We start from the raw sequence: 21,844 nt of genomic DNA, 5'->3' as shown, positions 1-21,844 counted from the left end.
TAGCCGAGAGCGAGGGTCAGGCGGGAGCGACCGGCCGACCGATCGACAGCATCAGGCGGTTCGCCCAGTTGAAGAACGCCGCGCCGTGGATGACATCAGCGACCTCCAGGTCGTCGAGTCCTGCCGCCCGCAGCCGGGCGATCTCGTGCTCCCCGAATCGGCTCGGAGTGTCGGTGAGCGCGACCGACGCGGCCACGATCGCGTTCCAGCGCTCGCCGAGATCGGCGTCGACCCCCTCGTCCAACAGCAGGTCGACGTCCTCGACCCGCTTGCTGTGGTGCGCGGCGAAGCGGGAATGCACCGAGGCGCAGAACACGCACCCGTTGCGCCGTGATGCTGCGGTCGCCGCCAGCTCGCGGTCGGCGCGCGGCAGACCCTCGGCGACGTTGTAGAAGATGTCCTTGTCGACGAGTGTCCGCGCCTTGAGCACCTCGGGGTCACGGGCCAGCAACCGGAAGTAGTCGTTCTTCGCCCGCGCGGCATCGACGAGTCCGTCGTAGTGCCGTGGCGTCAGCTCCTCCTCCGCGAGGGGCTCGAGATGCGGGACCCAGCCCACCTCTCCGCGGGTGAAGGCGTGCGGGTGCGGGGCGTCGTCGTGCCGGAGCACGGTCTGTGCGGCGGTCATGCGGCCTCCTCCTCGGAGATCTCGGTCTGGGCGGTGAGTCCTGCAGCGGCGAGCGCACGGAGTCCGGTGACGACCCGCTGCTGGAAGGCGAGGAACGACACCAGCTGGGACAGCGTGACGATCCCCTCGGTCGACCACCCGGCATCGAGCAGTCGCCCGAGATCGGCGCCCGACGCTTCACGGGGCCGGAACACGAGCAGGTGCGTGTGCGCGAGGGCTGCGGCGAGGCGCTCGCCGATGACGGCGGTCACGGCACCATCGGGCTCATACCGTTCGCCCTCCGTGTTCTCGGACTGCAGGCCGAGTTCGGTGTAGGCGCCGAACGGACCGCTCGTCGACGCCCCGGCTGCCTCGGCGAGCACTGCTCCCGCCCGCTCCGGATCGGCCTCGCGTGCGCGGGCGGCATAGAACGCCGCTGTCGCATCGTCGACGCCGGCGAGTCCGGTGGCGAAGGCTGCGACGAGCTCGCGCTCCGCCTGCGACACATGCGCGACCGTGACCGGTCGGAAGAGGGCGTCGAAGCTCGCCTGCAGCTGCTCTCTGGTGACCGGACGGCGGCGGCGCAGTTCGTCCAGCTCCGGCGTCACCCCCACGATCCGGTCCACGGTGTCGTCCGTGAGGACGTTGTCGTCGGTCATGCGTTCTCCTTGATCGTCTCGGTGTTTGCTGTCTCCGCGATGGCGTAGCCGAGGGCCGGGGCGACCTCGTCGGCGAACAGTGCGATCGAGCGCAGCACGTGCTCGTGCGGCGCATCGACCGAGTGCACCTGGAAGGCCACCTCTGTCGCGCGGGTGAGGGTGGCGTCGGCGGCGAGCGACTCGGCAACCTGCTCTGGCGTGCCCAGATGCGTGTCGAGCGCGGCTATCAACTCGTCGATGTCGTCACCGGGGATGGTCTGGCCCTGCCGACGGAAGCCCTCCGCCGCCCGACGCAGACCGACCTCGGCGAACCGCAGAGCCTCGGCGCGGTCATCCGCGACGAACACGGTGCGCGAGGCGGTGATCCGCGGAGTCACCCCGACCGGCAGTGCCTCGAGGTACGCGTCGATGATCGGGTCCTGCAGCTCGGACAAGGGGGCGTGCAGGCGGTCGGGCCTGCGCGGCTGAGTGCGGGAGAGCAGGAGCCCGTGCCCGTGGATGCCGGCGCGGTGACCGCCGGGAGCGGAGAAGGTGGCCTGCCACACACGGTCGGCGAGGTCTCCCGCATCCGGGTAGAGCGTGTTGCCCGCGCCGACGTCGCGACCGGCGAGTCCGTCGAGGAGCGTGCGCAGCTTGCGGTCGTAGGTCACCGCCTTGTCTCGCACATCCTCCCCGAACGGCACGAACGACGACGGGGTGCCGCCGCTGCCGAGGCCCAGATCCACTCGCCCCCCGGAGAGCAGATCTGCGACCACGGCATCCTCGGCCACCCGCACCGGGTCCTCCAACGGCAGGGTGATCACGCCGGTCCCCAGTCGGATGTCACTCGTGACGGCGGCCGCGTGCGCGAGGAACACCAGCGGCGACGGCAGACCACCCTCGGCCGCGTGGAAATGATGCTGTGCGACCCAGGCTCTCCTGATCCCGTGGCGCTCCGCCTGCTGGATCTGCGAGGTGGCGAGCGCATACCTCTCGGCAGGAGACGCGTCGTCGAGCAGACGCGTGAAGAACGCGACGGTGGGCCCGGTCGAAGGGGCGGATCCGGTGGTCATACGACGATCTCCGTTCGTCCGGGGACCGCTGCCAGCAACTCCCTGGTGTACTCGTGCTGCGGGTCGCGGAAGAGGTCTTCCGTCTGCCCCTCCTCCACGATCCGGCCGCGGCGCATCACCGAGACCGTGTGACTGATCCTGCGCACGACGGCGAGGTCGTGCGAGATGAACAGGTAGGTGAGCCCGAGCTCCGCCTGCAGCGAGGTGAGCAGTTCCAGGATGCGCGCCTGCACGGTCACGTCCAGCGCCGACACCGCCTCGTCGAGCACCACGACCTCGGGATCGATCGCGAGGGCCCTCGCGATCGCGACACGCTGCCGCTGTCCGCCCGAGAGTTCGCGCGGGGTGCGCCGCGCGACGTCGGACGGGAGCGCGACCCGGTCGAGGAGAGCGAGCGCGCGTTCGCTGCGCTCGGCGCGAGATCCGACCTGGAAGTTCTGCAGCGGCTCCGCGACGATGTCGACGATCTGCTGGCGGGGATCCAGCGAGGCGAACGGGTTCTGGTAGACGAGCTGCACACGGCGGCGCAGCGCTCGCAGCTGCTCGCGCTTCGCGTGGGTCACGTCTTCTCCGGCGACCTCGATGGTCCCGGCGTCCGGCTGATGGAAGCGCGTGACCAGTCGCGCCGTCGTGGTCTTCCCCGACCCCGATTCGCCGACGAGCGCGTGGGTGGTACCGCGGCGAACCCGGAACGAGACGTCGTCGACACCGCGGAACCGCTCCCGGCCGGCGACGCGGAACTCCTTCACAAGCCCTTCGGCGACGATCGCGTACGGGTTCTCCGCGGCGACGGCTGCGGCATCCCGCAGGAACGGCGGGGCGTCCGGACGCCGGAAGCCGGTCGTGAACGCGGGAGCATCGGCGAGCAGCTGACGCGTGTACGGGTCCGTCGGTGCGGCGAGCACCTCCTCGCTCCGCCCCTGCTCCACGATCCGGCCGTCCTTGAGCACGACGAGTCGCTCCGCCCGATCGGCGGCAACGCCCAGATCGTGGGTCACGAGCAGGATGCTGGTGCCCTCCTCGCGCTGCAGCTCGTCGAGCAGATCGAGCACCTTGCGCTGCACCGTGGCGTCGAGGGCACTGGTGGGCTCGTCGGCGATCAGCAGGCGGGGTCGCAGGGCGATCGCGGTCGCGATCAGCACACGCTGCCGCATGCCTCCGGAGAGCTCGTGCGGATACTGACGCGCCCGCAGATCCGGGTCGTCGATACCGACACGGTCGAGCAGCTCGATGGCCCGTGCACGACGCGAGCGCCGATCCCGATGCCCATGCAGGCGCAGGATCTCCTCGACCTGCTTGCCGACCGGACGCACCGGGTCGAGGGAGGTCGTCGGATCCTGCGGGACCAGGCCGATCTCCGCACCGCGGATGCCGCGCAGCGCACGATCGGACCACCCTGAGATGTCGAGGTCGCCCAGGACGACCGTCCCGCCGTCGACCCTGCCCCCTGCGGGGAGGAGCCCGAGGAGCGCGTGGGCGGTCGTGGACTTGCCCGACCCCGACTCCCCGACGAGGGCGAGGGTCTCCCCCTCGCCGATCTCGAAGGAGACGCCGTGCACGACTTCACGACCCCCGTAGGAGATGCGCAGATCCGATGCGGTCAGAACGCTCATCGCGTGCCCCTTCCGATGCGGTGGCTGATGCGGTTGGCGCTGAGCACGACCGCGACGACGATGAGACCCGGCAATGCCGTGAGCCACCAGGCGGTGCCCACGTAGTTGCGACCCTCGGCGATCAGCAGTCCCCATTCCGGGGTGGGTGGCGGAGCGCCGTAGCCGAGGAACCCGAGCGTCGAGATGGCGAGGATCGCCGTCCCGAACTGCAGGGCGGCGAGCGCGACGATGGGGGTGAGGGAGTTGGGAAGCACGTGTCGACGCAGCACGGCCAAGAAGGTGGCACCGCTGCCGAAGGCGGCCTCGACGTACTCGGTGCGCCGCACCCGGGCGACCTCGGCGCGCATCAGCCGCGCGAACGCCGCGACGCTGCCGAGTCCCACGGCGAGGGCGGCGTTGACCGTGCCGAATCCGAGCAGGATGATCACCGAGAGGGACAGGAGCAGCCCGGGAATCGCGAGCAGCACGTCGACGATGCGCATCAGCACGTCGTCCACCACCCCGCCCACGGCTCCGGCTATCGCGCCGAGAACCGTGCCGAGGGCGAGACCCACCGTGACGGCGATCAGCGCGCCCGAGAGCGAGTGCACGGCACCGTGCACGACACGGCCGAACAGATCACGGCCGAGGGTGTCGGTGCCGAACCAATGCGCGGCACTCGGCGGCAGCAGCTTGTCGGCCGGCACACCGGTGAGCGGGTCGCCGGGCGCGAACACGCCGGGGATGACCGCCCACAACACAGCGACGGCGACCACGGCGAACGCGAGATACAGCCCCCAGGCGCGGCCGCGCAGACGGCCAGGGCGGCGAGGGGTCCGCGGAAGCTCGGGGACGGTCGGTGTCGGCTCGGAGTCCGGTTCGACACTCGTCGCAGCGATCACGGGAGCGGTCATGCGGGCACCTCCTGAGGCGCGGAGCGGGCGGCGACGGACGCGGTGGAGCGCGCGACCGCGCGCTGACGCGGGTCGATGAGCGGCGTGACGAGGTCGACGGCGAAGCTGATGACGACGAAGCCGAGCGCCGAGAGCAGCACCACACCCTGCAGCACCGGGATGTCCTGGTTCGCGACGGCCTGCTCGGTGAGACGGCCGATGCCCGTGCGGCCGAACACCGTCTCGGTGACGACGGCTCCCCCGACGAGTTCCCCGAACAGCACACCGGCGATCGTCAGGGTCGGCACGGCGGCGTTGCGGGCGACGGAGCGCGTGAGCACCCACAGCGGCGGGGCCCCCTTCGCCCGGACCACCGTGACGAACGGCTGCGCCTGCACCTGATCGATCGCGCGGACCAGCACCTGCGCCAGCGGAGCCGAGATCGGCACGGCGAGGGTCAGCACGGGCAGGATGAGTCCGCTCACCGGGTCGGCCCCGACGATCGGCACCCAGCCGAGCCCGAACGAGAACACCTGGATGAGCAGGATGCCGAGCCAGAAGACCGGCACCGCGACGAAGAGACCGGGCACCTGACTAAGTCCGTCGCGAAGCCAGGCGAACGGGGCGAGCGAGGAGAGTCCGGCGATCAGCACGGCCAGGAGCAGAGCGACGAGGAGCCCGAGGGACGCGAGCAGCAGCGTCGCGGGGAGCGCCTCCGCGAGCATCGTCAGCACGGGCGTGCCGAACTGCGTGGAGTAGCCGAAGTCCCCGGCGAGGAACCCGAGCCCCGCGTGCACGTACTGCTCCCACCACGGCAGATCCGTGCCGTAGGTGGCTCGGATGCTGTCGAGCTGATCCGGGGACAGCCCGAGGCTGGGATCGGAGAACTTGATCAGGATCGCATCGCCCGGCAGCAGCTGCAGCAGGAAGAACGTGGCCGTGAAGGCCGCGATCAGAACGATCGCGGCCTGCCCGGCTCGTCGGAGGACGAAACTCATCGACGCACCATCCCGATCAGTGCTCGGCGAGCCAGACGCCGGAGAACGTCGGGCGTCCGACCGACTCGAAGGCGACGCCGTGCACGTAGGTCGCGGTGCCGTACACCTGCGGCTCCTCGAAGAGCGGGATCACGTAGGCCTGCTCGGCGATGTAGTCCTGCACGGCCTGCGATGCGGCGACGCGCTTGTCGGCGTCCGGCTCTGAGGCCACGGCGAGCAGCAGTTCATCGAGCTTCGCGTCCTTCGAGATCAGCACATCGCGGTTCTTCGTGAAGTACTGGCTCTTGATCACGTCCAGATCCGCGCGTCCGACCATCGAGTGGTAGAAGCCGGTCTTGAGCGGGTCGCGCGTGTCCTCGGCGTAGCTTCCGGCATCACCGGGCTTGACCGAGAGCTCGACACCCACCTTCGCCAGCTGCTGCGCCACGAGCTCCAGGGTCTGCTTCGACAGCGGCTGCGGCTTCGCCTCGTACACCGTGATCGAGAGGCGCTCGCCATCCTTCTCGCGGATGCCGTCGGCGCCGGGCTCCCAGCCGGCCTCGTCGAGCAGCTTCTCGGCCTTCTTCGGGTCGTAGGCGTAGTGCTTCGACTCGTCCTTGTAGCCGAGCGCCTGGGAAGAGAGCACCGACGTCGCCACCGGGTAGTTCTCGGTGAACAGCGTGTCGACGACCTCCTGCGCGTTCACCGCGGCGATGATCGCCTGGCGCACGCGGATGTCGGACAGCAGCGGGTTCTCCGGTCGCAGCGCGATCGAGTTGTTCACGCCGCGGGTCTGCGGGGCGTAGAGCGTGAAGCCTGCCGCCTCGACACGATCCTCGTCGAACGCCTGCACATAGCGGACGTAGTCGGCCTGACCGGCCAGAAGCGAGCCGATGCGCACCGAGTCCTCGGGCGTGATCAGCACATGCACGGCGTCGAGGTAGGGGCGCCCGTCGTTGTCGACGCTGTCGGGGCCCCAGTCGTAGTCGTCGCGCGCGGTCAGCGTGTACTCGGTGCCGAGCTTCTCCCCCGTGACCGTGAACGGACCGGACCCGATGATCTCGGCGGCGTTGCCCGCGCCGAAGTCCTCGATCGTGCCGTCGAGCGTCTCCGGCGACAGCAGACCCGAGTTGATGGTCGAGGTCGCCTGCAGGAACCCGGGGGACGGTGCGGAGAAGTGGAACGTCACGGTGTCGTCGTCGACCACCTCGCTGCTGGCGTAGTTGTTGATCGCCTCGGAGACGGTCAGGCCCCGTTCCGCATCGCCCAGGCCGTAGGTGTCGAAGTTCTTCTTCACTGCCGCGGCGTCGAGCACCGTGCCGTCCGAGAACGTCACGTCGGGGTTCAGGTTGAACGTGTACTCGGTCGCGTCGTCGTTCACGGTCCAGTCGGAGGCGATCCACGGCTCGATCTCGAGCGTGTCAGGGTTCTGCCAGGTCAGGCGGGCCGCGATGTTGTTCACGATGCCGCCGTTGGGGTAGAAGCCGGCCTGCGGCGGATACAGGTTCGTGTAGGCCTGGTGCTCGAGGTACGTGAGCGTTCCACCCTTTACGGGTTCGCCGCCTTCGGCGGGAGAGTTCGCCGGGGCGGGCGTCGACACGCAGGCGGCGAGGCTTCCCGCCAGGATGAGCGGCACCGCGATGGCGGCGGCGCGGAGGAGGCGACGGTTCATGGGTGGTTCTCCAGGTTTCGGGTGTGATGCTTCGGGTGAGGTGCTGTGTGTCGAGATGCCGTGCGTTGAGGTGACTTCACGGTAGGAATCAGGGGCGGGAACGCGCGACCCGGGCGACGCCGGTCGTCATGCGTCGACATACGACGTAATGCGCAGGCGGTCGCGGAGTGTGGTCCCGTCGCCCTGCTCCTCGCTTCGCAGCAGCCCGCGACGGCGCAACTCCGGCGCCGCGTTACGCGTGAACGCCTCGAACTGCGCCGGTTGGAAAGCCGACAGCACGTTGAACCCGTCCGCCCCGCCTTCCTCCCGCCAGGTCTCGAAATGATCGGCGATGGTTCCCGCGTCACCGACGACGAAGGCGGCCGGCACCGCGTGCGCGGCGACCAGGTGCCGCCAGGTGAGGGGATCGGCGGTCCCGCCCCCGGAGACGTTCAGCCCGGCGATGAGGGCGAGACGTTCGATCAGCGCCGCACCGCGCGCGCCCAGCCGGAGTGCTTCCGCGGCAGTCACCGGCGCATCGAAGGTGGCGGAGCGCAGCGGGTCGTCGACCGGAACGTCGAACGCGTCGGCGAGCGCGGCGATGCTGCGGTTCAGCGGAAACGCCGTCCGCGCCGCCTGGTGCCCCTCGGCGAGCGGCACCAAGGCGAGCAGCCGCTCCACGATGCGACGAGCATCGGCATCCGTGTCCGCGACGACCGGGAGCACCGGCGCGATCACCTTCAGCGCATCGGGCGAGCGTCCGGACTCGGCGGCGATGTCCCGCAGCAGCCGTCGTGTGGCGATGGCGTCCGCCAGCGTTGGTGCGGCGGTCAGGGCGAGATCGGCCGCGGTCGCCGCGAGCGCCCTCGACCGCGGCGATGTGCCGGCATGCACGATCGGGATCCGGCCCTGCGGAGGTCGAGCGACGTTGAGCGGCCCGGCGACCCGCACCTGAGCGCCCCGCAGCTCGGCGGCGCGCAGCCCCTCCGGATCGATCAGCACCCCACGATCGGCGTCGGCGATCCAGGCGTCCTCGCCCCACGAATCCCACAGCCGGCGCAGGGCTTCGACGAACTCCTCCGCCCGGTCGTAGCGGGTCTCGTTGTCGGCGTGCGCGTCGCGACCGTGGTTCCCGGCCGCGCGCGGCTCGGCGCCGGTGACGAGGTTGATACCGGCACGGCCGCGGGTGAGCACGTCGAGCGAGGCGAGCGACCGCGCGGTCGTGTACGGGTCGGCGTAGGTCGTGTTCACCGTGGCGATCAGGCCGATCCGCGAGGTCACTCCCGCGAGGAAGAGCACAGCGCTCACGGGGTCGATGCGCGCCAGCAGATACGGATCGCGGAACTCCAGGTCGGGCCCCGTGGCGAGCCAGTCGCCGAAGAACAGATAGTCGAGCCCGGCATCCTCTCCCTCTCGCGCGATGTGGCGCAGGATGTCGGCGTCTCTCGCAGGGTCGCGGTGCGCCCCTGGCTGCCGCCAACCCGAGGGATACGCGCCGAGGGTGCGCACCATGGCGCCGATGATGAGGGGTTCGGTCATGCCCGTCACGGTATGAGCCGCTCCCCACCCGCTGCCATGGCGTCGATGCCGGGCGTCACGGGATGTAACAGTCCGTCACACCCGGAGCACCCCCTACGCTGAGACCATGACAGGTCTTCGGTGGGGAATCCTCGCGACCGGCGGAATCGCCGGCGCATTCGCGTCCGATCTGCGAACCGCGGGGCTCGACCTCGTGGCCGTCGGATCCCGGTCACAGGAGTCGGCCGACGCGTTCGCCGCCCGCTTCGACATCCCCCGCGCGCATTCTTCGTATGAAGACCTCGTCGCGGACCCCGATGTCGACATCATCTACGTGTCGACACCGCACCCGATGCATCACGAGAACGCCCGCCTCGCCCTCGAGCACGGCAAGCATGTGCTCGCCGAGAAGGCGTTCACCCTGAACCGCGCCGAGGCGGAAGACCTGCAGGCGCTCGCCGCCGAGCGCGGTCTGCTGGTGATGGAGGCGATGTGGACGCGGTATCTGCCGCACATGGTCCGCATCCGCGAGCTCATCGCCGACGGCGCCCTCGGTGAGATCCGGGCCGTGAGCGCCGATCACACCCAGCTGCTGCCCTCCGACCCCGCGCATCGGCTCAACGCCCTCGAACTCGGTGGCGGCGCCCTGCTGGACCTCGGGATCTACCCGATCTCCTTCATCTGGGACATCCTCGGCGCACCGACCAGCATCCGCGCCGTCGGCCGCCTCATCGAGACGGGAGCCGACTCCGAGGTCGCCACGGTCATGACCCACGACGGCGGTGCGGTCTCGACCAGCCTCTCGTCGTCGCGGGCTGCAGGCCCCAACGTCGCGAGCATCATCGGCACGGCCGCCCGCATCGACATCGACACCGTCTGGTACAGCCCGACCACGTTCCGCCTCGTCCTGCCGGACGGCACGGTGCAGGAGAGCTACACCTCCGAGGTCGAGGGCCGTGGCATGCAGTTCCAGGCGCTCGCCGCCGAGCGTCTGGTGAGCGAAGGCACCCTCGCGGGCGACATCCTGCCCATCGCCGAGAGCGTCGCGATCATGGGCACCCTTGACGAGATCAGGGCGCAGATCGGCGTCCGCTACCCCCGCGAGGAGGTGTGAGCATGGCCGAGACCACCGATGCCCGCGTCGCCGTCTACCTCGACTTCGACAACATCGTCATCTCCTGGTACGACCGGGTGCACGGTCGCAACGCCTACGGCAAGGACCGTCAGCGGATCAGCGAGAACCCGAACGACCCCGAGGTCACCGAGCGATTGAGCCGGGCGATGATCGAGGTCGGCGCCATCATCGACTACGCGGCCTCGTTCGGCACGCTGGTGCTCACCCGCGCATACGCGGACTGGTCCTCCCCGGTCAACGCCGTGTACCGCTCGCAGCTCGTTGCCCGCGCTGTCGACCTCGTGCAGCTGTTCCCCGCCGCGGCGTATGCCAAGAACGGCGCCGACATCCGGCTCGCCGTGGATGCGGTCGAGGACATGTTCCGCCTCCCCGATCTCACCCATGTCGTGATCGTCGCGGGTGACAGCGACTACGTGCCCCTGGCTCAGCGCTGCAAGCGCCTCGGCCGCTACGTGATCGGCGTCGGGGTGTCTGGCTCCACAGCCAAGTCGCTGGCCGCCGCGTGCGACGAGTTCGAGTCGTACGACTCGCTGCCCGGTGTCGTGCGCCCCTCCAAGCCGGTCGCCGCCGCCGCGGCCACTCCCGCGGTCGAGGCGCCGACGCCGGTGGCGGAGGCGGAGGCTGTCGCCGAGACGGTGACGGAGACCGCCTCGAAGCCGAAGGCCGCCTCGAAGCGATCGCGATCCAAGGCCGCCCCGAAGGCGGAGGAAGTGCGGGTCGAGGACAAGGTCGACGATCAGGAGGTGGCGACGCAGCTGCTGGAGCGCGCGCTCCGTCTGGGGCACGACAAGGCCGACGCCGACGAGTGGCTGCACAGCTCCGCGGTCAAGACGCATATGCGTCGCATGGACCCGTCGTTCAGCGAGAAGGCACTCGGCTACCGGTCGTTCTCCGACTTCCTGAAGTCCCGCGACGACATCGCGGAACTCGAGGAGACCGGGCACGAGCGTCTCGTCCGCCTGCTCGAGCCCTGAGAGTGGTCCGCGACGTGGCGGCCAGGACGCGGTGATCCGCTCCTGGCCGCCACGTACGGCCGGTGTCAGAGCGTGGCTTCGAACGGGTCGAAGTCCGCGGCGATCGACCCCACCTGATCGAGGGTGCTCTCGACCTCGACGAAGCTCCGCGCCTCGGCGGCCTCCTCGATCGAGAGTAGGGTGTCGAGCACGTGGTAGCCGAACTCGCCGGTGGCGACGTGTGGACGCCCCGCGGCGATCGCCCGCGCCATGTCGAGCAGCCCGACGCCGCGGCCGGACAGCACGCCCTCCTGCTCGACGTCGATGATCTCCTGCTGCACGGGCTCCGGCGGGATGAACAGACGTGTGAGCGGACGGGTGATCGAGATCGCGCCGCCGAACGTGTTCGGGTCCGGGATCACGATCGTGCCCTCGGTGCCGGTGATCTCGACGATGCCCTGGCGGACGACGGGTGAGTCGGTGCTGTACAGGCTCTGCGCCTGCCCGCCCTCCTCGAACGCCATCAGCACGCTGAGCGTCGAGGGGATCTCGACCGGGAACTCCTGGCCTGCGAGTTCACCGACCTGCACCTGGCGCGTGGGAGAGCCCTGCAGTCCGAGTGCTGCGACCGAGGCGACAGGCCCGAACACGTGCACGAGGGCCGACACGTAGTACGGCCCCATGTCGAGCAGCGGTCCGCCGCCCTTGGCGTAGAGGAACGCGGGATTCGGGTGGAAGATCTCCGGTCCCGACCACTGGAACGTGGTCTGCGCGAACAGCGGACGCCCGATGTCTCCGCGCGCGATCGCTCGCTTCGCCGTCTGCACGCCAGGACCGAGGACGGTGTCGGGGGCGACGCCGACGCGCAGGCCCGCCGCGTCCGCCTTCTGCAGCAGGCCGCGGGACTCCTCACGGCTCACACCGATCGGCTTCTCGGTCCAGACGTGCTTCCCCGCCGCGATGATCGCCTCGGAGACCTCCACGTGCACGGCTGGGATCGTGAGATTCACGACGATGTCGATCTCCGGATCCTGGAGCACCGTGTCGACACCGCCGGCACGAGGCACGCCGTACTTCTCGGCCTGCGCTTTGGCGCGCTCCTCGAGCAAGTCGCCGATCGCGACGACGCGCACATCGGGGAACGTCGTGAGGTTGGACAGGTACTGGTCGCTGATGTTCCCGGCACCGATGATGCCGACGCCCACCGCCATCAGGCCGCCACCTTCTCGTCGAGGTAGACCCGGCTGCGCTCGACGGCGTCGAACAGGTCGCCCTCGTAGTGGTCGAACTCGACGATCGCGAGCTCCAGCGCCGGTGCTGCGGTGATGGCCTCGATCAGCGGGACGTTACCCTCACCGGCGGCCACCTGATCGGCGGGCGGATACGCTCCCGCGAGTGCGGGGTCGAGTGTGCCGTCCTTCGCGTGCACGGCGATCACCCGACTGCCCAGACGCTCCAGCAGCGCGACGGGATCGACGCCGCCACGGGCCACCCAGTACAGGTCGACCTCGAGCACGACGCGGTCGTCGAGCAGCCCGGCGAGGACCTCCAGGCCGGTGACGCCGTCGAACACGGCCTCCAGCTCGTGGGCGTGGTTGTGGTATCCGACCCGCACACCGACGGCCGCACCGATCTCCGCGGCCTCGTTGAGCAGTCGCGCCGTCTCCTCGATCTGCTCGATCGACTCCCAACGCGCCGGTTCGGTGTAGGGGTCGATGACCGTGTCCATGCCGAGCACCTTCGCCGCGGCGAAGACCTCAGCCGGGGAGGGGACGGGCACCGTGGTGCCGCTGCCGTCGGGGTTGACGAACGACGGCGACGCCAGGAAGGCGTGTCCGGAGGGGGCGACCAGACCGGCGGCGGTGAGCGCGGCTGCGAGGGGCTCGGCGCGGCGCACGAAGTCGTACGGCTCGACGGCCGTGAAACCGCGGGCTGCCACCGCCTGCAGGGAGGATTCGAGGTCGGCCTCCAGCTCGTCCTTGATGGTGAACAGCTGCAGGGAAGTCCGAATCGTCATCGGTCGTGCTCCTTCGGTCATCGGTGACGTTGCGGGACCGGTGTCCCGTTCAGGCACGCTATCACCAAATACCTCCACGCGGAAGTTTTAAATCGCTAGACTGCCCTCATGCCTCTCGACACCCCCGAACCCCCGGAGCCCCCACGGCAGCGCGGGGCCTACGCGAAGGGGATCGCCCGTCGGCAGGAGATCCTCGACCGCGCCATCGAGGTGTTCGCCGAACGTGGCGCCGACCGCACGAGCCTGCGGGCCATCGCGCGCGAGGTCGGGGTCACGCACGCGGCTCTCACCCACTACTTCGGCTCCCTGGAGGAGCTCCTCGTCGCGGTGTACGAGGAGAGCACCGTACCGTCGCGCCAACCGAGCTCTCCCCCGCCCGACGCGACGCCGGTGGAGATGATGATCGAGTCCGCGCGGCTCAACCGTGCGATACCCGGTCTCGTGCAGCTGTACTCGACGCTCGTCGCCACGGCGCTCGAGGAGGGCCATCCGGCGGCGCGCACGTTCGCCACCGGTCGCTTCACGCGCCTCCGCGCCCGACTCGCCGACGTCGTCCGACGCCAGCAGGAGGAGGGGAGGATCCGCGACGACCTCGACGCCGATGCGGTCGCAGCCCTGGTGGTGGCGGCGTCCGACGGCCTGCAGACGCAGTGGCTGCTCGACGAGACCGCTCCTCAGCACGAGGCGCTCGCCCTGCTCGATCGACTGCTGCGACCAGGAGCCTGACGACGGGTGGACCGCAGTGCGGGGCGACGCGAAGCCGAGGCTAGGCTCGAACCGTGACGCCCGTGCCGCAGTCCCCGTACGCCAGAGCACTCGGCGAGCGCATGGCCGACCTTCACCCCCGACTGCGCCTGTACTTCGCACCGATCCCGGACGGAGCGACCGGCATCGGCGAGGGGGTGTTCGAGCGAGTGGGCACTCCGCGTCGATGGCTGTGGCCCTTCCTCCGGGTCCTCGAACGACGCGGCGTGGTCGCCGCGGGGTGGGAGCGAGAGGTGCCGTTCCGGGTCGAGAACCGCTCCATCGCGTCCAGAGCGCTCAGTGAGCGGACCTTCTTCTTCGGCCGTGGCACGTGGACCATGCGAGACGCCGTCGCACTCACCCGCCATGGCCGCGTCGTCGACGAGCTCGGCGAACCGGGCCTCCTCGCCGCCTGCTTCGACGTCGAGGTACGTCAGGGCGCACTGCATCTGAGGAGCCGAGCCGTCGGACTTCGCTTCGGTCGCCTCCGGGTGCGGATCCCCCGGCCCGTGGCACCTGTCATCCGCCTCACCGAGCGCTTCGACGACGACCTCGATCGGCAGCGCATGGCCCTGACCGTCGATGCGCCGTTCCTCGGCCGCCTGTACGAGTATCGGGGAGAGTTCGCCTATCGCATCCAGCATCACGAGAAGGAGCAGACCGCATGAGCACAGGACGGGTCGTCATCGGCGGTTCCACCGGGTTCATGGGGCGCTTCCTCGTGCCCCGGTTCCGCGCGGAGGGGCGCGAGGTCGTCACGATCTCGCGTTCAGGCGCCGACATCCGCTGGGGCGATCAGGTGGAGATCGATCGCGCAGTCGACGGTGCCGCCCTCGTGATCGGATTGGCCGGCAAGAGCGTCAACTGCCGTTACACCCCAGAGAACCGGGCGGAGATCTTCCGCTCCCGCCTCGACACCACCGCGTCGCTGAGCACCGCGATCACCCGGTCCTCCGCACCTCCCGAGCTCTGGATCAACTCCTCGACGGCGACGATCTATCGCCACGCGGAGGATCGTCCGATGACCGAATCGACGGGCGAGGTCGGCAGTGGGTTCTCGGTCGAGGTCGCGAAGGCGTGGGAGAAGGCGCTGTTCGCCGACGAGCTCCCCGCCACCCGCCGCGTCGCCCTGCGCAGCACGATCGTGCTCGGCCACGGCGGCGTGCTCGGCCCGGTGAGAGACCTGGCGCGGTTCGGGCTCGGCGGTTCCCAGTACGACGGACGATGGCCGGTCAGCGCGGCTCGGCGCGCTGCGGGCACGGGACATCTCCCCGGCGCGCGTCGTGGCCGCCAGCGTTTCAGCTGGGTGCACATCGAGGATGTCGCGCGCATCATCGACTTCCTCGAGCGGAATCCGGCGCTCGAGGGCCCCGTCAACGCTGCCTCTCCGAATCCGGTGGACAACGTCGAGTTCATGGCGACGGTGCGGCGGGCCCTCGGAGCGCGGATCGGGGTTCCGATGCCCCGATGGATGCTGGAGCTCGGAGCCATCGGCATGCGCACCGAGACCGAGCTGATCCTGAAGAGCCGGTGGGTGCTGCCGGAGAAGCTCACAGCGGCCGGTTTCGAATTCCGATATCCGTTCCTGGAGGACGCGATCCGCGAGTCCTTCGACCTCCCGCCGGCAGATCAGGGGCTGCCGGCCGCCTAAGAGGTGCCGGCTGGCGCGTCGCCGTCGGCCCCGCGCTTCTTCTCGATCTCCTGGCGCAACCGCCACTCCTCGATCTCACGGTCGAGATCGGCGATCTGCTGCTCGGTGGTTCTCGTGTCCCTCGGTGGCGCCGGACGCACGTCGGTCGGCGCCGCGGGCCGCTCAGCTCGTCGCATCCGCGGCATCTGCATGCCGGACTCCCCGTACTCGCGGCCGAGACCGAACCAGAGCAGGCCACCGATCAGCGGCAGCAGGATCACGATGATGATCCACGCCAGTTTCGGCAGGAACTTCACCAGCGAGCTGTCCCGCGTGATGATGTCGATCAGCGCGCCGATCATCAGGGCGATGACGAGGAGCGAGAACAGGAACGACATGAGTTCAGGGTAGACGACGCCGCGACGGACCGCAGGGGTCTACGGAAGCAGGTGTCCGCCGGCACGGAACAGTTCGTACCACTCGGGTCGGGTGAGCGCGACATCGGCACCGGCTGCCGCATCACCCACCCGCTCGGGCGTCGTGGTTCCGAGGACCACCTGCATGCCGGCGGGGTGGCGGGTGATCCAGGCGGTCGCGATGGCGATCGGGGTGACGTCGTGCACCGCCGCGAGGCGATCGATCACGGCGTTCAGCTCCGCGTAGGCGGGGTTGCCGAGGAACACCCCGTGCGAGAAGCCGTCCTGAAACGGCGACCATGCCTGGATCGTGATCCCGTTGACACGGCAGTACTCCACGATGCCGCCGCCATCGCGCACCAGGCTCTGGTCATGGCCGGCCATGTTGGCAGCGACCGGCTGCGCGATGATCGGTGCGTGCGTGATCGACAGCTGGAGCTGATTCGCCACCAGCGGCTGCCGGACTGCGGTGCGGAGCAGATCGATCTGACGCGGGGTGTGGTTCGAGACGCCGAACGCCCTGACCTTTCCCGCGCTCTCCAGGTCATCGAACGCGCGGGCGACCTCCTCGGGCTCGACGAGCGCATCGGGGCGGTGGAGCAGGAGCACATCGAGGCGGTCGGTCCGCAGAGCAGCGAGCGAACCCTCGACCTGGGCCACGATGTGCTCGTAGGAGAAGTCGAACATCCCCTGCGAGGGCACGATGCCGCATTTCGTCTGCAGCACGATCTCGTCGCGCTCGGAAGAGGTCAGCTGCAGCGCCTCGGCGAACCGCGACTCGCAGTGGTGCATGCTGCCGCCGTAGATGTCCGCATGGTCGAAGAAGTCGATGCCCGCAGCCCTGGTCGTGTCGTAGAGGTGGCGGATGTGCGCGTCATCCTTGTCGTCGATGCGCATCATGCCGGCGATCACGGCGGGGGCGGTGGACGATCCGAACGACACTGTCTTCATGCCCCCACGCTATCGCCAGGCACGGACACGGCGGTCCGGCACAGCAACCGTCACGAGTCGTCGCCTGCCGCTCCCGGAAGAAGCGCGGTGACCGGGATGCCGAGCACATCGGCGATACGCACGAGGTCGACGACGGTGAAGTCCTCCCTGCCGTCGAGAAGCTCCCCCAGGGCGTCCGGGCCGATACCCGAACGCTCCGACAGCTCGGAAAAGGACACCCCGGCGTGAAACCGTGCTCCGTCGACTTCCGATGCCAGCAAATGACGCAATTCCGTCCCCATACGCCTACACTAGCGCCACGAACGGACACGAATGGGGGTCGAATGGGCCAGAATGGCGGCATTCTGGCGTCGTCACGCTGCTATGGTGAGCCGGGTGAAGACACCTGCAGAGGAGTTCAACGAGGCCGTGGGTCGCCAGATGCGCGCGGAGATCGCCGCCTCGCGGAGCAGCATCGCCGCGATGGCGCGCAGCATCGGCATCGCCCGAAGTGCACTCGACAACTACGTGACGGGCAAGCGAGCGATCCCGGTACCCGTCGTCTACGCGGTCTGCGCCGACCTCGGCGTCGAGCCCCATGTCCTGCTCGCCCGCGCGGAAGAGCGCCTCAGAGCCGACGGCGAGACCACAGCGCGCATCACGCCGATCCGGCGCACCCCCGATGTCGCCGGCCCCCGCGAAGATAGCCGTGAGGTCGCCTTCGAATCCGGCGTCCGGCACGACGCCGACACCGACGACCTCTACGAGTAGGCCGATACCGGCTTCCGCCCGCGAGACGTCACGAGGAGGAGAGAATGCACCAGCTCCTCCACCTCGCCGACGCGCAGCGGGTGCGCGTGGTCGAGCGGCCCGGCCGCACCCGCGGGGGCTACGACCCCACCACGCGCACGATCCGCCTCGCTCCGGGGATGAGCGCCCGCACGACCCGCAGTGTGCTCGCCCATGAGCTGGGGCACGCCTGCCTCGGTCATTTCCCCGCGACGACATCGGCCACACGAACGCAGCAGGAGCGTCAGGCCGACGAATGGGCGGCGTCCCGCCTGATCACGCCGCGGGCGTATGCCGAGGCGGAAGAGGTGCGCGGGCCGCACCTGGCGAGTCTCGCCTTCGAGCTGGACGTCACCATCGAGTTGGTCGAGGCCTACCAGCGCCTGCTGCGTCAGAGGCCCCTCGTCACTGCTGGTTGAATATCGGCATGGCCTTCCTCGTCGCCCCCTCCCCCGTCACCCTCTCCGGCGAGCTCGTGGAACTCCGACCTCTCGATCGATCGCACATCGACGGACTGATCGAGGCAGTGCAGGAGGGGGACCTCTGGAAGACGGCGTGGTACACCTCGGTCCCCGCACCCGACGGCGTGGCTGCGGAGGTCGAGCGACGGATCGGCCTCATCGAGAAGGGCGAGATGATCCCCTTCACGGCCTTCGACACCAACGGTCGCATCCTCGGGCTCACGTCGTACTACGACATCGTGGCCGACGTACCCCGACTGCACATCGGCTTCACCTGGAATCGACCGTCCGCGCACGGCTCGGGCACGAACGCCGAGTCCAAGCTGCTGCTGCTGCGTCACGCATTCGAGTCCCTCGGAGTCTTCCGCGTCGGCCTCACCACGCAGTGGGTCAACTTCCAGTCGCGGGCGGCGATCGAGCGCCTCGGCGCGAAGCAGGACGGGGTCATGCGGGCGATGAGCCGCTACCGCAACGGCGCGCTGCGCGACAGCGTGGAGTACTCGATCATCGAACCGGAGTGGCCGGCTGTCAGGGCGAACCTCGAGGCGAGACTCGCCAGACGACGCTGACGTCGATATCGGGACGCCGGATCCCATACCGGTACTCTGCGCGAGAATCCTCGCCAGATGCGTGTCCTCGAACGCGATCGCCGCCATGATTCATGGAGCCTGTGCAGGAATTCGCACAGGAGGTCGGGCGCAGATCGCGTCCGCGTCGCTTCGCCCGGAGAGGTATCGCATGGCCGACCCCACATCCCGCGTCCCCCTCGATCCCGAAGACGCACGCGAGAACGAGCGTGAGCTCACGGGTGATCGCACCCTCGCGGTCGCAGACTTCTCCAACGAGGAGGCGGGGTATCACAAGACCCTCAAGCCCCGCCAGATCCAGATGATCGCGATCGGCGGCGCGATCGGCACGGGGCTGTTCATGGGTGCGGGCGCACGTCTCGCATCCAGCGGCCCTGCACTCATCCTCGTCTACGCCCTCTGCGGTTTCTTCGCGTTCCTCATCCTCCGCGCGCTCGGCGAACTCGTGCTGCACCGCCCTTCCTCGGGCTCCTTCGTCTCGTACGCACGAGAGTTCTACGGTGAGAAGCTGGCGTTCGCGAGCGGCTGGCTCTACTTCCTGAACTGGGCGATGACCTCGATCGTCGACGTCACGGCCGCCGCGCTGTACGTCAAGTTCTGGGCGCAGTACTGGGAGCCGCTGCAGGCCGTCCCCCAATGGCTCATCGCCCTTGTCGCTCTGGTCGTCGTGCTGTCGCTCAACCTGGTCAGCGTGAAGCTGTTCGGCGAGATGGAGTTCTGGTTCGCGATGATCAAGGTGACCGCTCTGGTCGTCTTCCTCGTGGTCGGGACCTGTTTCATCATCTTCAACGGCACCACGGATCTCGGAGTCACCGGGATCGCCGTCATCGCCGACAACGGCGGTGTGTTCCCGATGGGCTACTTCGCCCCGATACTCGCCATCTCGGGTGTCGTGTTCGCGTACGCGTCGATCGAACTCGTCGGCACCGCCGCCGGTGAGACCTCAGAGCCCGCGAAGGTCATGCCCAAGGCCATCAACACCGTCGTGGTGCGGATCGCCGTCTTCTACGTCGGCTCGATCCTGTTGCTCTCGCTTCTGCTGCCGTTCGACACGTACAAGGCCGGGGAGTCGCCCTTCGTCACCTTCTTCTCCCACATCGGCTCGCCGTACACCGGAGCGGTCGCCGGGTCGGTCATGAACTTCGTCGTCCTCACCGCAGCGCTCTCCAGCCTCAATGCGGGCCTCTACTCCACTGGTCGCATTCTGCGATCCATGTCCGTCAACGGCTCGGCGCCTCGCTTCACGGCGAGGATGAGCGCGAACGGCGTACCGTTCGGCGGCATCCTCCTCACCGCCTCGATCACGCTGATCGGGGTCGGCATCAATGCCCTCTGGCCCTCGCAGGCCTTCGAGATCGTGCTGGAGGTCTCGGCCATCGGCATCATCGGCGGCTGGGCGACGATCATCCTGTGTCAGCTGAAGATGCACACGCTCGCGAAGAGAGGACTGGTGGAACGCCCATCGTTCCGGATGTTCGGAGCCCCCTACACGGGCTACCTGACCCTGGCGTTCTTGCTGTTCGTGCTGGTGTCCATGGGCTTCTCCGAGACCGGACGTTGGGTGCTGGCCTCGCTCGTGCTGCTCATCCCCGCACTGGTCATCGGGTGGTTCGCCGCACGCGGCAAGATCGCCGACGCCGCTCGGGTTCGGGAAGGCTTCACCGGTGTCCTGCCGGTCGTCGCCGGACGCCAGGCAGCGGAGGCGCTGCGGCGCAAGAAGCCCTGAGGCGACGACGCGCCGCGGGGGTTACTCGGTGGCGTTGCCCGACCAGTTGTTCGAGCGACGAGTGGCCGAGCCGCCCTGGCGGAAGATGAAGGCGAGCGCCAGCGTCACCAGCAGAAGACCGCCGCAGAAGGCGAGCGCCTGGAATGCCGGCAGCCCGAAGGAGATACCCATCAGCAGGATGCCTCCGATGAAGAGGATCATGAAGAAGAGGAAGCTGAGGATCACGGGATCTCCTGTCGTCGGTGCCGTCTACCAGGATAGCCCGGACTGGGAAACCCCCTGTGCACGTTCTTCGAGGTCTGGTGTGCTCGGAGCATGAACACTCCCCTCACCGCCGTCGCCATCTCCTGCACGCTCAAGCCGTCTCCCGCGTCGTCCAGCTCCGACCTCCTCGCGACGCAGCTCCTCGACGCCCTGGCAGAGCACGATGTCACCGGCGACCTCGTGCGCGCCGTCGACTTCTCGCTGAGCCCTGGGGTCGAGAAGGACATGGGTGACGGTGATGAGTGGCCGCGAATCCGTCAGCAGGTACTCGACGCCGACATCCTGGTCTTCGTCACGCCGACGTGGATGGGTCAGCATTCGAGCGTCGCGCAGCGCGTGCTGGAACGCCTCGACGCTGAGCTGGGCGAGAGCGACGAAGACGGCCGCCCCATCCTGTTCGACAAGGTGGCCATCGCCGGCGTCGTCGGCAACGAGGACGGCGCCCACCATATCGCGGCGATCCTCTTCCAGTCACTGAACGACGTCGGATACACGGTTCCCGCACAGAGCTCGGTCTACTGGAACGGCGAGGCGATGCAGACCACCGACTACAAGGACCTCGAGGAGACTCCCGAGAAGGTCGCGTCCGCGATCAGCACTGCCACCAGGAACGCCGCTCACCTGGCGCGGTTGCTCAAGGCGCAGAAGTACCCCGCGGAATGACGTCGATCAGGCCGTGAGGTCGAGGGCCCATTCGTTCACGGTCATCTCGGCGCCACGGAACTGGTCCGTGACCGTGCCGTGCAGCGTGAAGCCGTTACGTCGGCAGACTCCGTTTGAGGCGGAGTTCTCGATCGCGGGACAGGCCATCAGGAGCCGCCGCGGCTCGGGGTGCGCACGGGCGTCGTCTATCAGGAGGGCGAGGGCTTTCGATGCGACCCCGCGCCCCTGCGCTTCGGGTCGGACGAACCATCCGGTCTCCCATGCCGGCTCATCCCTCCACACGACCGGCCAGTAGCCGATCGACCCGAGCGACATCCCCTCCTCGTCCTCGACGACGAACATCCGCGCTTCTCCGGAGGCGACCAGGCGCAGGTAACGGGCGTGGCGCTCCGTGATCTGGTCGTCGGTCTCCGGCCCGTTGAGGTGCGCGGTCATCTCTGGGGTGTTGGCGGCATGCAGCAGCTCGAGGTCGTTCTCGGACCAGGTCCGGAGTCTGAGGGTTTCCATGCACGGATCTTGCCACGGGCCGCCGACATCACAGGGCGAAGATCAGTTCGCTCCCGTGCGGTGTACTCGGGAGAGG

Annotated in this window: 25 protein-coding genes; 10 read left to right on the top strand and 15 right to left on the bottom strand. The window is 68.9% G+C overall.

The genetic code is table 11. The features are described from left to right. Positions 1-16: 16 nt before the first annotated feature. From HDC31_RS05125 to HDC31_RS05090, 8 genes are all read right to left on the bottom strand, one after another. Positions 17-625: an alkylhydroperoxidase domain protein gene (locus tag HDC31_RS05125; RefSeq protein ID WP_113680620.1), complete on the bottom strand. Its 609-nt coding sequence runs from the start codon at positions 623-625 to the stop codon at positions 17-19. Continuing rightward, positions 622-1,263 (bottom strand): CMD domain protein, encoded by a 642-nt coding sequence (locus HDC31_RS05120; protein ID WP_113680621.1) that lies wholly within the window; start codon positions 1,261-1,263, stop codon positions 622-624. The genes HDC31_RS05125 and HDC31_RS05120 overlap by 4 nt, the downstream gene beginning before the upstream one ends. Then, a complete protein-coding gene (locus HDC31_RS05115) occupies positions 1,260-2,315 on the bottom strand; it encodes a putative FMN-dependent luciferase-like monooxygenase (protein ID WP_113680622.1) in 1,056 nt (351 codons plus the stop codon). Before HDC31_RS05115 ends, HDC31_RS05120 begins: the two co-directional genes overlap by 4 nt. After that, positions 2,312-3,928: an ABC transporter ATP-binding protein gene (locus HDC31_RS05110; RefSeq protein WP_113680623.1), complete on the bottom strand. Its 1,617-nt coding sequence runs from the start codon at positions 3,926-3,928 to the stop codon at positions 2,312-2,314. The genes HDC31_RS05115 and HDC31_RS05110 overlap by 4 nt, the downstream gene beginning before the upstream one ends. Next, positions 3,925-4,821 carry an ABC transporter permease gene (locus tag HDC31_RS05105; protein WP_046749746.1) on the bottom strand — a complete coding sequence of 299 codons (897 nt, stop codon included), beginning with the start codon at positions 4,819-4,821 and terminating at the stop codon, positions 3,925-3,927. The genes HDC31_RS05110 and HDC31_RS05105 overlap by 4 nt, the downstream gene beginning before the upstream one ends. Beyond that, the gene (locus HDC31_RS05100) at positions 4,818-5,798 is read right to left on the bottom strand and encodes an ABC transporter permease (protein ID WP_113680624.1); all 981 of its coding nucleotides are present in this window, start codon (positions 5,796-5,798) and stop codon (positions 4,818-4,820) included. Before HDC31_RS05100 ends, HDC31_RS05105 begins: the two co-directional genes overlap by 4 nt. Before the next feature lie 16 nt (positions 5,799-5,814). Continuing rightward, positions 5,815-7,449 (bottom strand): TIGR04028 family ABC transporter substrate-binding protein, encoded by a 1,635-nt coding sequence (locus tag HDC31_RS05095; RefSeq protein ID WP_179515871.1) that lies wholly within the window; start codon positions 7,447-7,449, stop codon positions 5,815-5,817. Between the two features lie 126 nt (positions 7,450-7,575). Continuing rightward, on the bottom strand, positions 7,576-8,967 hold the full coding sequence (locus tag HDC31_RS05090) for an NtaA/DmoA family FMN-dependent monooxygenase (protein ID WP_179515870.1): 1,392 nt from the start codon (positions 8,965-8,967) through the stop codon (positions 7,576-7,578). A gap of 106 nt (positions 8,968-9,073) precedes the next feature. On the opposite strand from HDC31_RS05090, the gene HDC31_RS05085 reads away from it, so the two are divergent. Both HDC31_RS05085 and HDC31_RS05080 read left to right on the top strand, forming a co-directional pair. Then, complete coding sequence (locus HDC31_RS05085) at positions 9,074-10,060, top strand: Gfo/Idh/MocA family protein (protein WP_046749750.1); 987 nt, start codon at positions 9,074-9,076, stop codon at positions 10,058-10,060. A gap of 2 nt (positions 10,061-10,062) precedes the next feature. After that, positions 10,063-11,055 carry an NYN domain-containing protein gene (locus HDC31_RS05080; protein ID WP_141369022.1) on the top strand — a complete coding sequence of 331 codons (993 nt, stop codon included), beginning with the start codon at positions 10,063-10,065 and terminating at the stop codon, positions 11,053-11,055. Positions 11,056-11,120: 65 nt separating this feature from the next. On the opposite strand, the gene HDC31_RS05075 is transcribed toward HDC31_RS05080, so the two are convergent. Both HDC31_RS05075 and HDC31_RS05070 read right to left on the bottom strand, forming a co-directional pair. Beyond that, positions 11,121-12,245 carry a Gfo/Idh/MocA family protein gene (locus tag HDC31_RS05075; RefSeq protein ID WP_113680855.1) on the bottom strand — a complete coding sequence of 375 codons (1,125 nt, stop codon included), beginning with the start codon at positions 12,243-12,245 and terminating at the stop codon, positions 11,121-11,123. Beyond that, a complete protein-coding gene (locus tag HDC31_RS05070; protein WP_061018261.1) occupies positions 12,245-13,051 on the bottom strand; it encodes a sugar phosphate isomerase/epimerase in 807 nt (268 codons plus the stop codon). The genes HDC31_RS05075 and HDC31_RS05070 overlap by 1 nt, the downstream gene beginning before the upstream one ends. Before the next feature lie 108 nt (positions 13,052-13,159). Here HDC31_RS05070 and HDC31_RS05065 point away from each other — a divergent pair, with 108 nt between their 5' ends. Genes HDC31_RS05065 through HDC31_RS05055 form a run of 3 tightly spaced genes read left to right on the top strand, consistent with a single transcriptional unit; the run spans position 13,160 to position 15,446 of the window. Further along, entirely contained in the window at positions 13,160-13,777 is a 618-nt protein-coding gene (locus tag HDC31_RS05065; RefSeq protein WP_113680856.1) for a TetR/AcrR family transcriptional regulator, read from the top strand. A 53-nt stretch (positions 13,778-13,830) separates the two neighbouring features. After that, entirely contained in the window at positions 13,831-14,463 is a 633-nt protein-coding gene (locus HDC31_RS05060; protein WP_113680857.1) for a DUF4166 domain-containing protein, read from the top strand. Then, positions 14,460-15,446, top strand: a complete 987-nt coding sequence (locus tag HDC31_RS05055) for an epimerase (protein WP_179515869.1) — start codon at positions 14,460-14,462, stop codon at positions 15,444-15,446. Before HDC31_RS05060 ends, HDC31_RS05055 begins: the two co-directional genes overlap by 4 nt. Here HDC31_RS05055 and HDC31_RS05050 read toward each other — a convergent pair. Genes HDC31_RS05050 through HDC31_RS05040 form a run of 3 tightly spaced genes read right to left on the bottom strand, consistent with a single transcriptional unit; the run spans position 15,443 to position 17,073 of the window. Then, entirely contained in the window at positions 15,443-15,823 is a 381-nt protein-coding gene (locus HDC31_RS05050; RefSeq protein ID WP_179515868.1) for a PLDc N-terminal domain-containing protein, read from the bottom strand. The genes HDC31_RS05055 and HDC31_RS05050 overlap by 4 nt on opposite strands. Positions 15,824-15,862: 39 nt before the next feature. Next, complete coding sequence (locus HDC31_RS05045; protein WP_113681742.1) at positions 15,863-16,792, bottom strand: aldo/keto reductase family oxidoreductase; 930 nt, start codon at positions 16,790-16,792, stop codon at positions 15,863-15,865. A gap of 50 nt (positions 16,793-16,842) precedes the next feature. Next, on the bottom strand, positions 16,843-17,073 hold the full coding sequence (locus tag HDC31_RS05040; protein WP_220151143.1) for a helix-turn-helix domain-containing protein: 231 nt from the start codon (positions 17,071-17,073) through the stop codon (positions 16,843-16,845). Positions 17,074-17,167: 94 nt separating this feature from the next. On the opposite strand from HDC31_RS05040, the gene HDC31_RS05035 reads away from it, so the two are divergent. From HDC31_RS05035 to HDC31_RS05020, 4 genes are all read left to right on the top strand, one after another. Then, positions 17,168-17,542, top strand: coding sequence for a helix-turn-helix domain-containing protein (locus tag HDC31_RS05035; RefSeq protein ID WP_231589757.1), 375 nt, complete (start codon positions 17,168-17,170; stop codon positions 17,540-17,542). A 44-nt stretch (positions 17,543-17,586) separates the two neighbouring features. Further along, positions 17,587-17,979, top strand: a complete 393-nt coding sequence (locus HDC31_RS05030) for an ImmA/IrrE family metallo-endopeptidase (protein WP_046749758.1) — start codon at positions 17,587-17,589, stop codon at positions 17,977-17,979. An 8-nt stretch (positions 17,980-17,987) separates the two neighbouring features. Then, on the top strand, positions 17,988-18,590 hold the full coding sequence (locus HDC31_RS05025) for a GNAT family N-acetyltransferase (protein WP_058631232.1): 603 nt from the start codon (positions 17,988-17,990) through the stop codon (positions 18,588-18,590). A 169-nt stretch (positions 18,591-18,759) separates the two neighbouring features. Then, positions 18,760-20,334: an amino acid permease gene (locus HDC31_RS05020; protein ID WP_113681741.1), complete on the top strand. Its 1,575-nt coding sequence runs from the start codon at positions 18,760-18,762 to the stop codon at positions 20,332-20,334. A gap of 21 nt (positions 20,335-20,355) precedes the next feature. On the opposite strand, the gene HDC31_RS05015 is transcribed toward HDC31_RS05020, so the two are convergent. Beyond that, on the bottom strand, positions 20,356-20,559 hold the full coding sequence (locus tag HDC31_RS05015) for a hypothetical protein (RefSeq protein WP_028503256.1): 204 nt from the start codon (positions 20,557-20,559) through the stop codon (positions 20,356-20,358). Positions 20,560-20,649: 90 nt separating this feature from the next. Here HDC31_RS05015 and HDC31_RS05010 point away from each other — a divergent pair, with 90 nt between their 5' ends. Then, positions 20,650-21,261: a flavodoxin family protein gene (locus HDC31_RS05010; RefSeq protein WP_113681740.1), complete on the top strand. Its 612-nt coding sequence runs from the start codon at positions 20,650-20,652 to the stop codon at positions 21,259-21,261. A gap of 6 nt (positions 21,262-21,267) precedes the next feature. Here HDC31_RS05010 and HDC31_RS05005 read toward each other — a convergent pair whose 3' ends face one another. Continuing rightward, complete coding sequence (locus tag HDC31_RS05005; RefSeq protein WP_113681739.1) at positions 21,268-21,768, bottom strand: GNAT family N-acetyltransferase; 501 nt, start codon at positions 21,766-21,768, stop codon at positions 21,268-21,270. Positions 21,769-21,844 lie beyond the last annotated feature (76 nt).

The sequence above is a fragment of the Microbacterium sp. JAI119 genome (assembly GCF_013410135.1).
GTDB classification, from domain to species: domain Bacteria; phylum Actinomycetota; class Actinomycetes; order Actinomycetales; family Microbacteriaceae; genus Microbacterium; species Microbacterium oxydans.
Note: the sequence above shows the minus strand (reverse complement) of the source record. Positions and strands in the feature narration are given on the sequence as shown.

Bases quoted from the DNA above. Each gene is read 5' to 3' on its own strand.
- HDC31_RS05065 (WP_113680856.1), top strand. From the start codon at position 13,160: ATGCCTCTCGACACCCCCGAACCCCCGGAGCCCCCACGGCAGCGCGGG.
- HDC31_RS05120 (WP_113680621.1), bottom strand. From the start codon at position 1,263: ATGACCGACGACAACGTCCTCACGGACGACACCGTGGACCGGATCGTG.
- HDC31_RS05100 (WP_113680624.1), bottom strand. From the start codon at position 5,798: ATGAGTTTCGTCCTCCGACGAGCCGGGCAGGCCGCGATCGTTCTGATC.
- HDC31_RS05010 (WP_113681740.1), top strand. From the start codon at position 20,650: ATGAACACTCCCCTCACCGCCGTCGCCATCTCCTGCACGCTCAAGCCG.
- HDC31_RS05070 (WP_061018261.1), bottom strand. From the start codon at position 13,051: ATGACGATTCGGACTTCCCTGCAGCTGTTCACCATCAAGGACGAGCTG.
- HDC31_RS05095 (WP_179515871.1), bottom strand. From the start codon at position 7,449: ATGAACCGTCGCCTCCTCCGCGCCGCCGCCATCGCGGTGCCGCTCATC.
- HDC31_RS05040 (WP_220151143.1), bottom strand. From the start codon at position 17,073: ATGGGGACGGAATTGCGTCATTTGCTGGCATCGGAAGTCGACGGAGCA.
- HDC31_RS05110 (WP_113680623.1), bottom strand. From the start codon at position 3,928: ATGAGCGTTCTGACCGCATCGGATCTGCGCATCTCCTACGGGGGTCGT.
- HDC31_RS05105 (WP_046749746.1), bottom strand. From the start codon at position 4,821: ATGACCGCTCCCGTGATCGCTGCGACGAGTGTCGAACCGGACTCCGAG.
- HDC31_RS05090 (WP_179515870.1), bottom strand. From the start codon at position 8,967: ATGACCGAACCCCTCATCATCGGCGCCATGGTGCGCACCCTCGGCGCG.
- HDC31_RS05085 (WP_046749750.1), top strand. From the start codon at position 9,074: ATGACAGGTCTTCGGTGGGGAATCCTCGCGACCGGCGGAATCGCCGGC.
- HDC31_RS05020 (WP_113681741.1), top strand. From the start codon at position 18,760: ATGGCCGACCCCACATCCCGCGTCCCCCTCGATCCCGAAGACGCACGC.
- HDC31_RS05075 (WP_113680855.1), bottom strand. From the start codon at position 12,245: ATGGCGGTGGGCGTCGGCATCATCGGTGCCGGGAACATCAGCGACCAG.
- HDC31_RS05045 (WP_113681742.1), bottom strand. From the start codon at position 16,792: ATGAAGACAGTGTCGTTCGGATCGTCCACCGCCCCCGCCGTGATCGCC.
- HDC31_RS05050 (WP_179515868.1), bottom strand. From the start codon at position 15,823: ATGTCGTTCCTGTTCTCGCTCCTCGTCATCGCCCTGATGATCGGCGCG.
- HDC31_RS05115 (WP_113680622.1), bottom strand. From the start codon at position 2,315: ATGACCACCGGATCCGCCCCTTCGACCGGGCCCACCGTCGCGTTCTTC.
- HDC31_RS05005 (WP_113681739.1), bottom strand. From the start codon at position 21,768: ATGGAAACCCTCAGACTCCGGACCTGGTCCGAGAACGACCTCGAGCTG.
- HDC31_RS05055 (WP_179515869.1), top strand. From the start codon at position 14,460: ATGAGCACAGGACGGGTCGTCATCGGCGGTTCCACCGGGTTCATGGGG.
- HDC31_RS05030 (WP_046749758.1), top strand. From the start codon at position 17,587: ATGCACCAGCTCCTCCACCTCGCCGACGCGCAGCGGGTGCGCGTGGTC.
- HDC31_RS05080 (WP_141369022.1), top strand. From the start codon at position 10,063: ATGGCCGAGACCACCGATGCCCGCGTCGCCGTCTACCTCGACTTCGAC.
- HDC31_RS05125 (WP_113680620.1), bottom strand. From the start codon at position 625: ATGACCGCCGCACAGACCGTGCTCCGGCACGACGACGCCCCGCACCCG.
- HDC31_RS05025 (WP_058631232.1), top strand. From the start codon at position 17,988: ATGGCCTTCCTCGTCGCCCCCTCCCCCGTCACCCTCTCCGGCGAGCTC.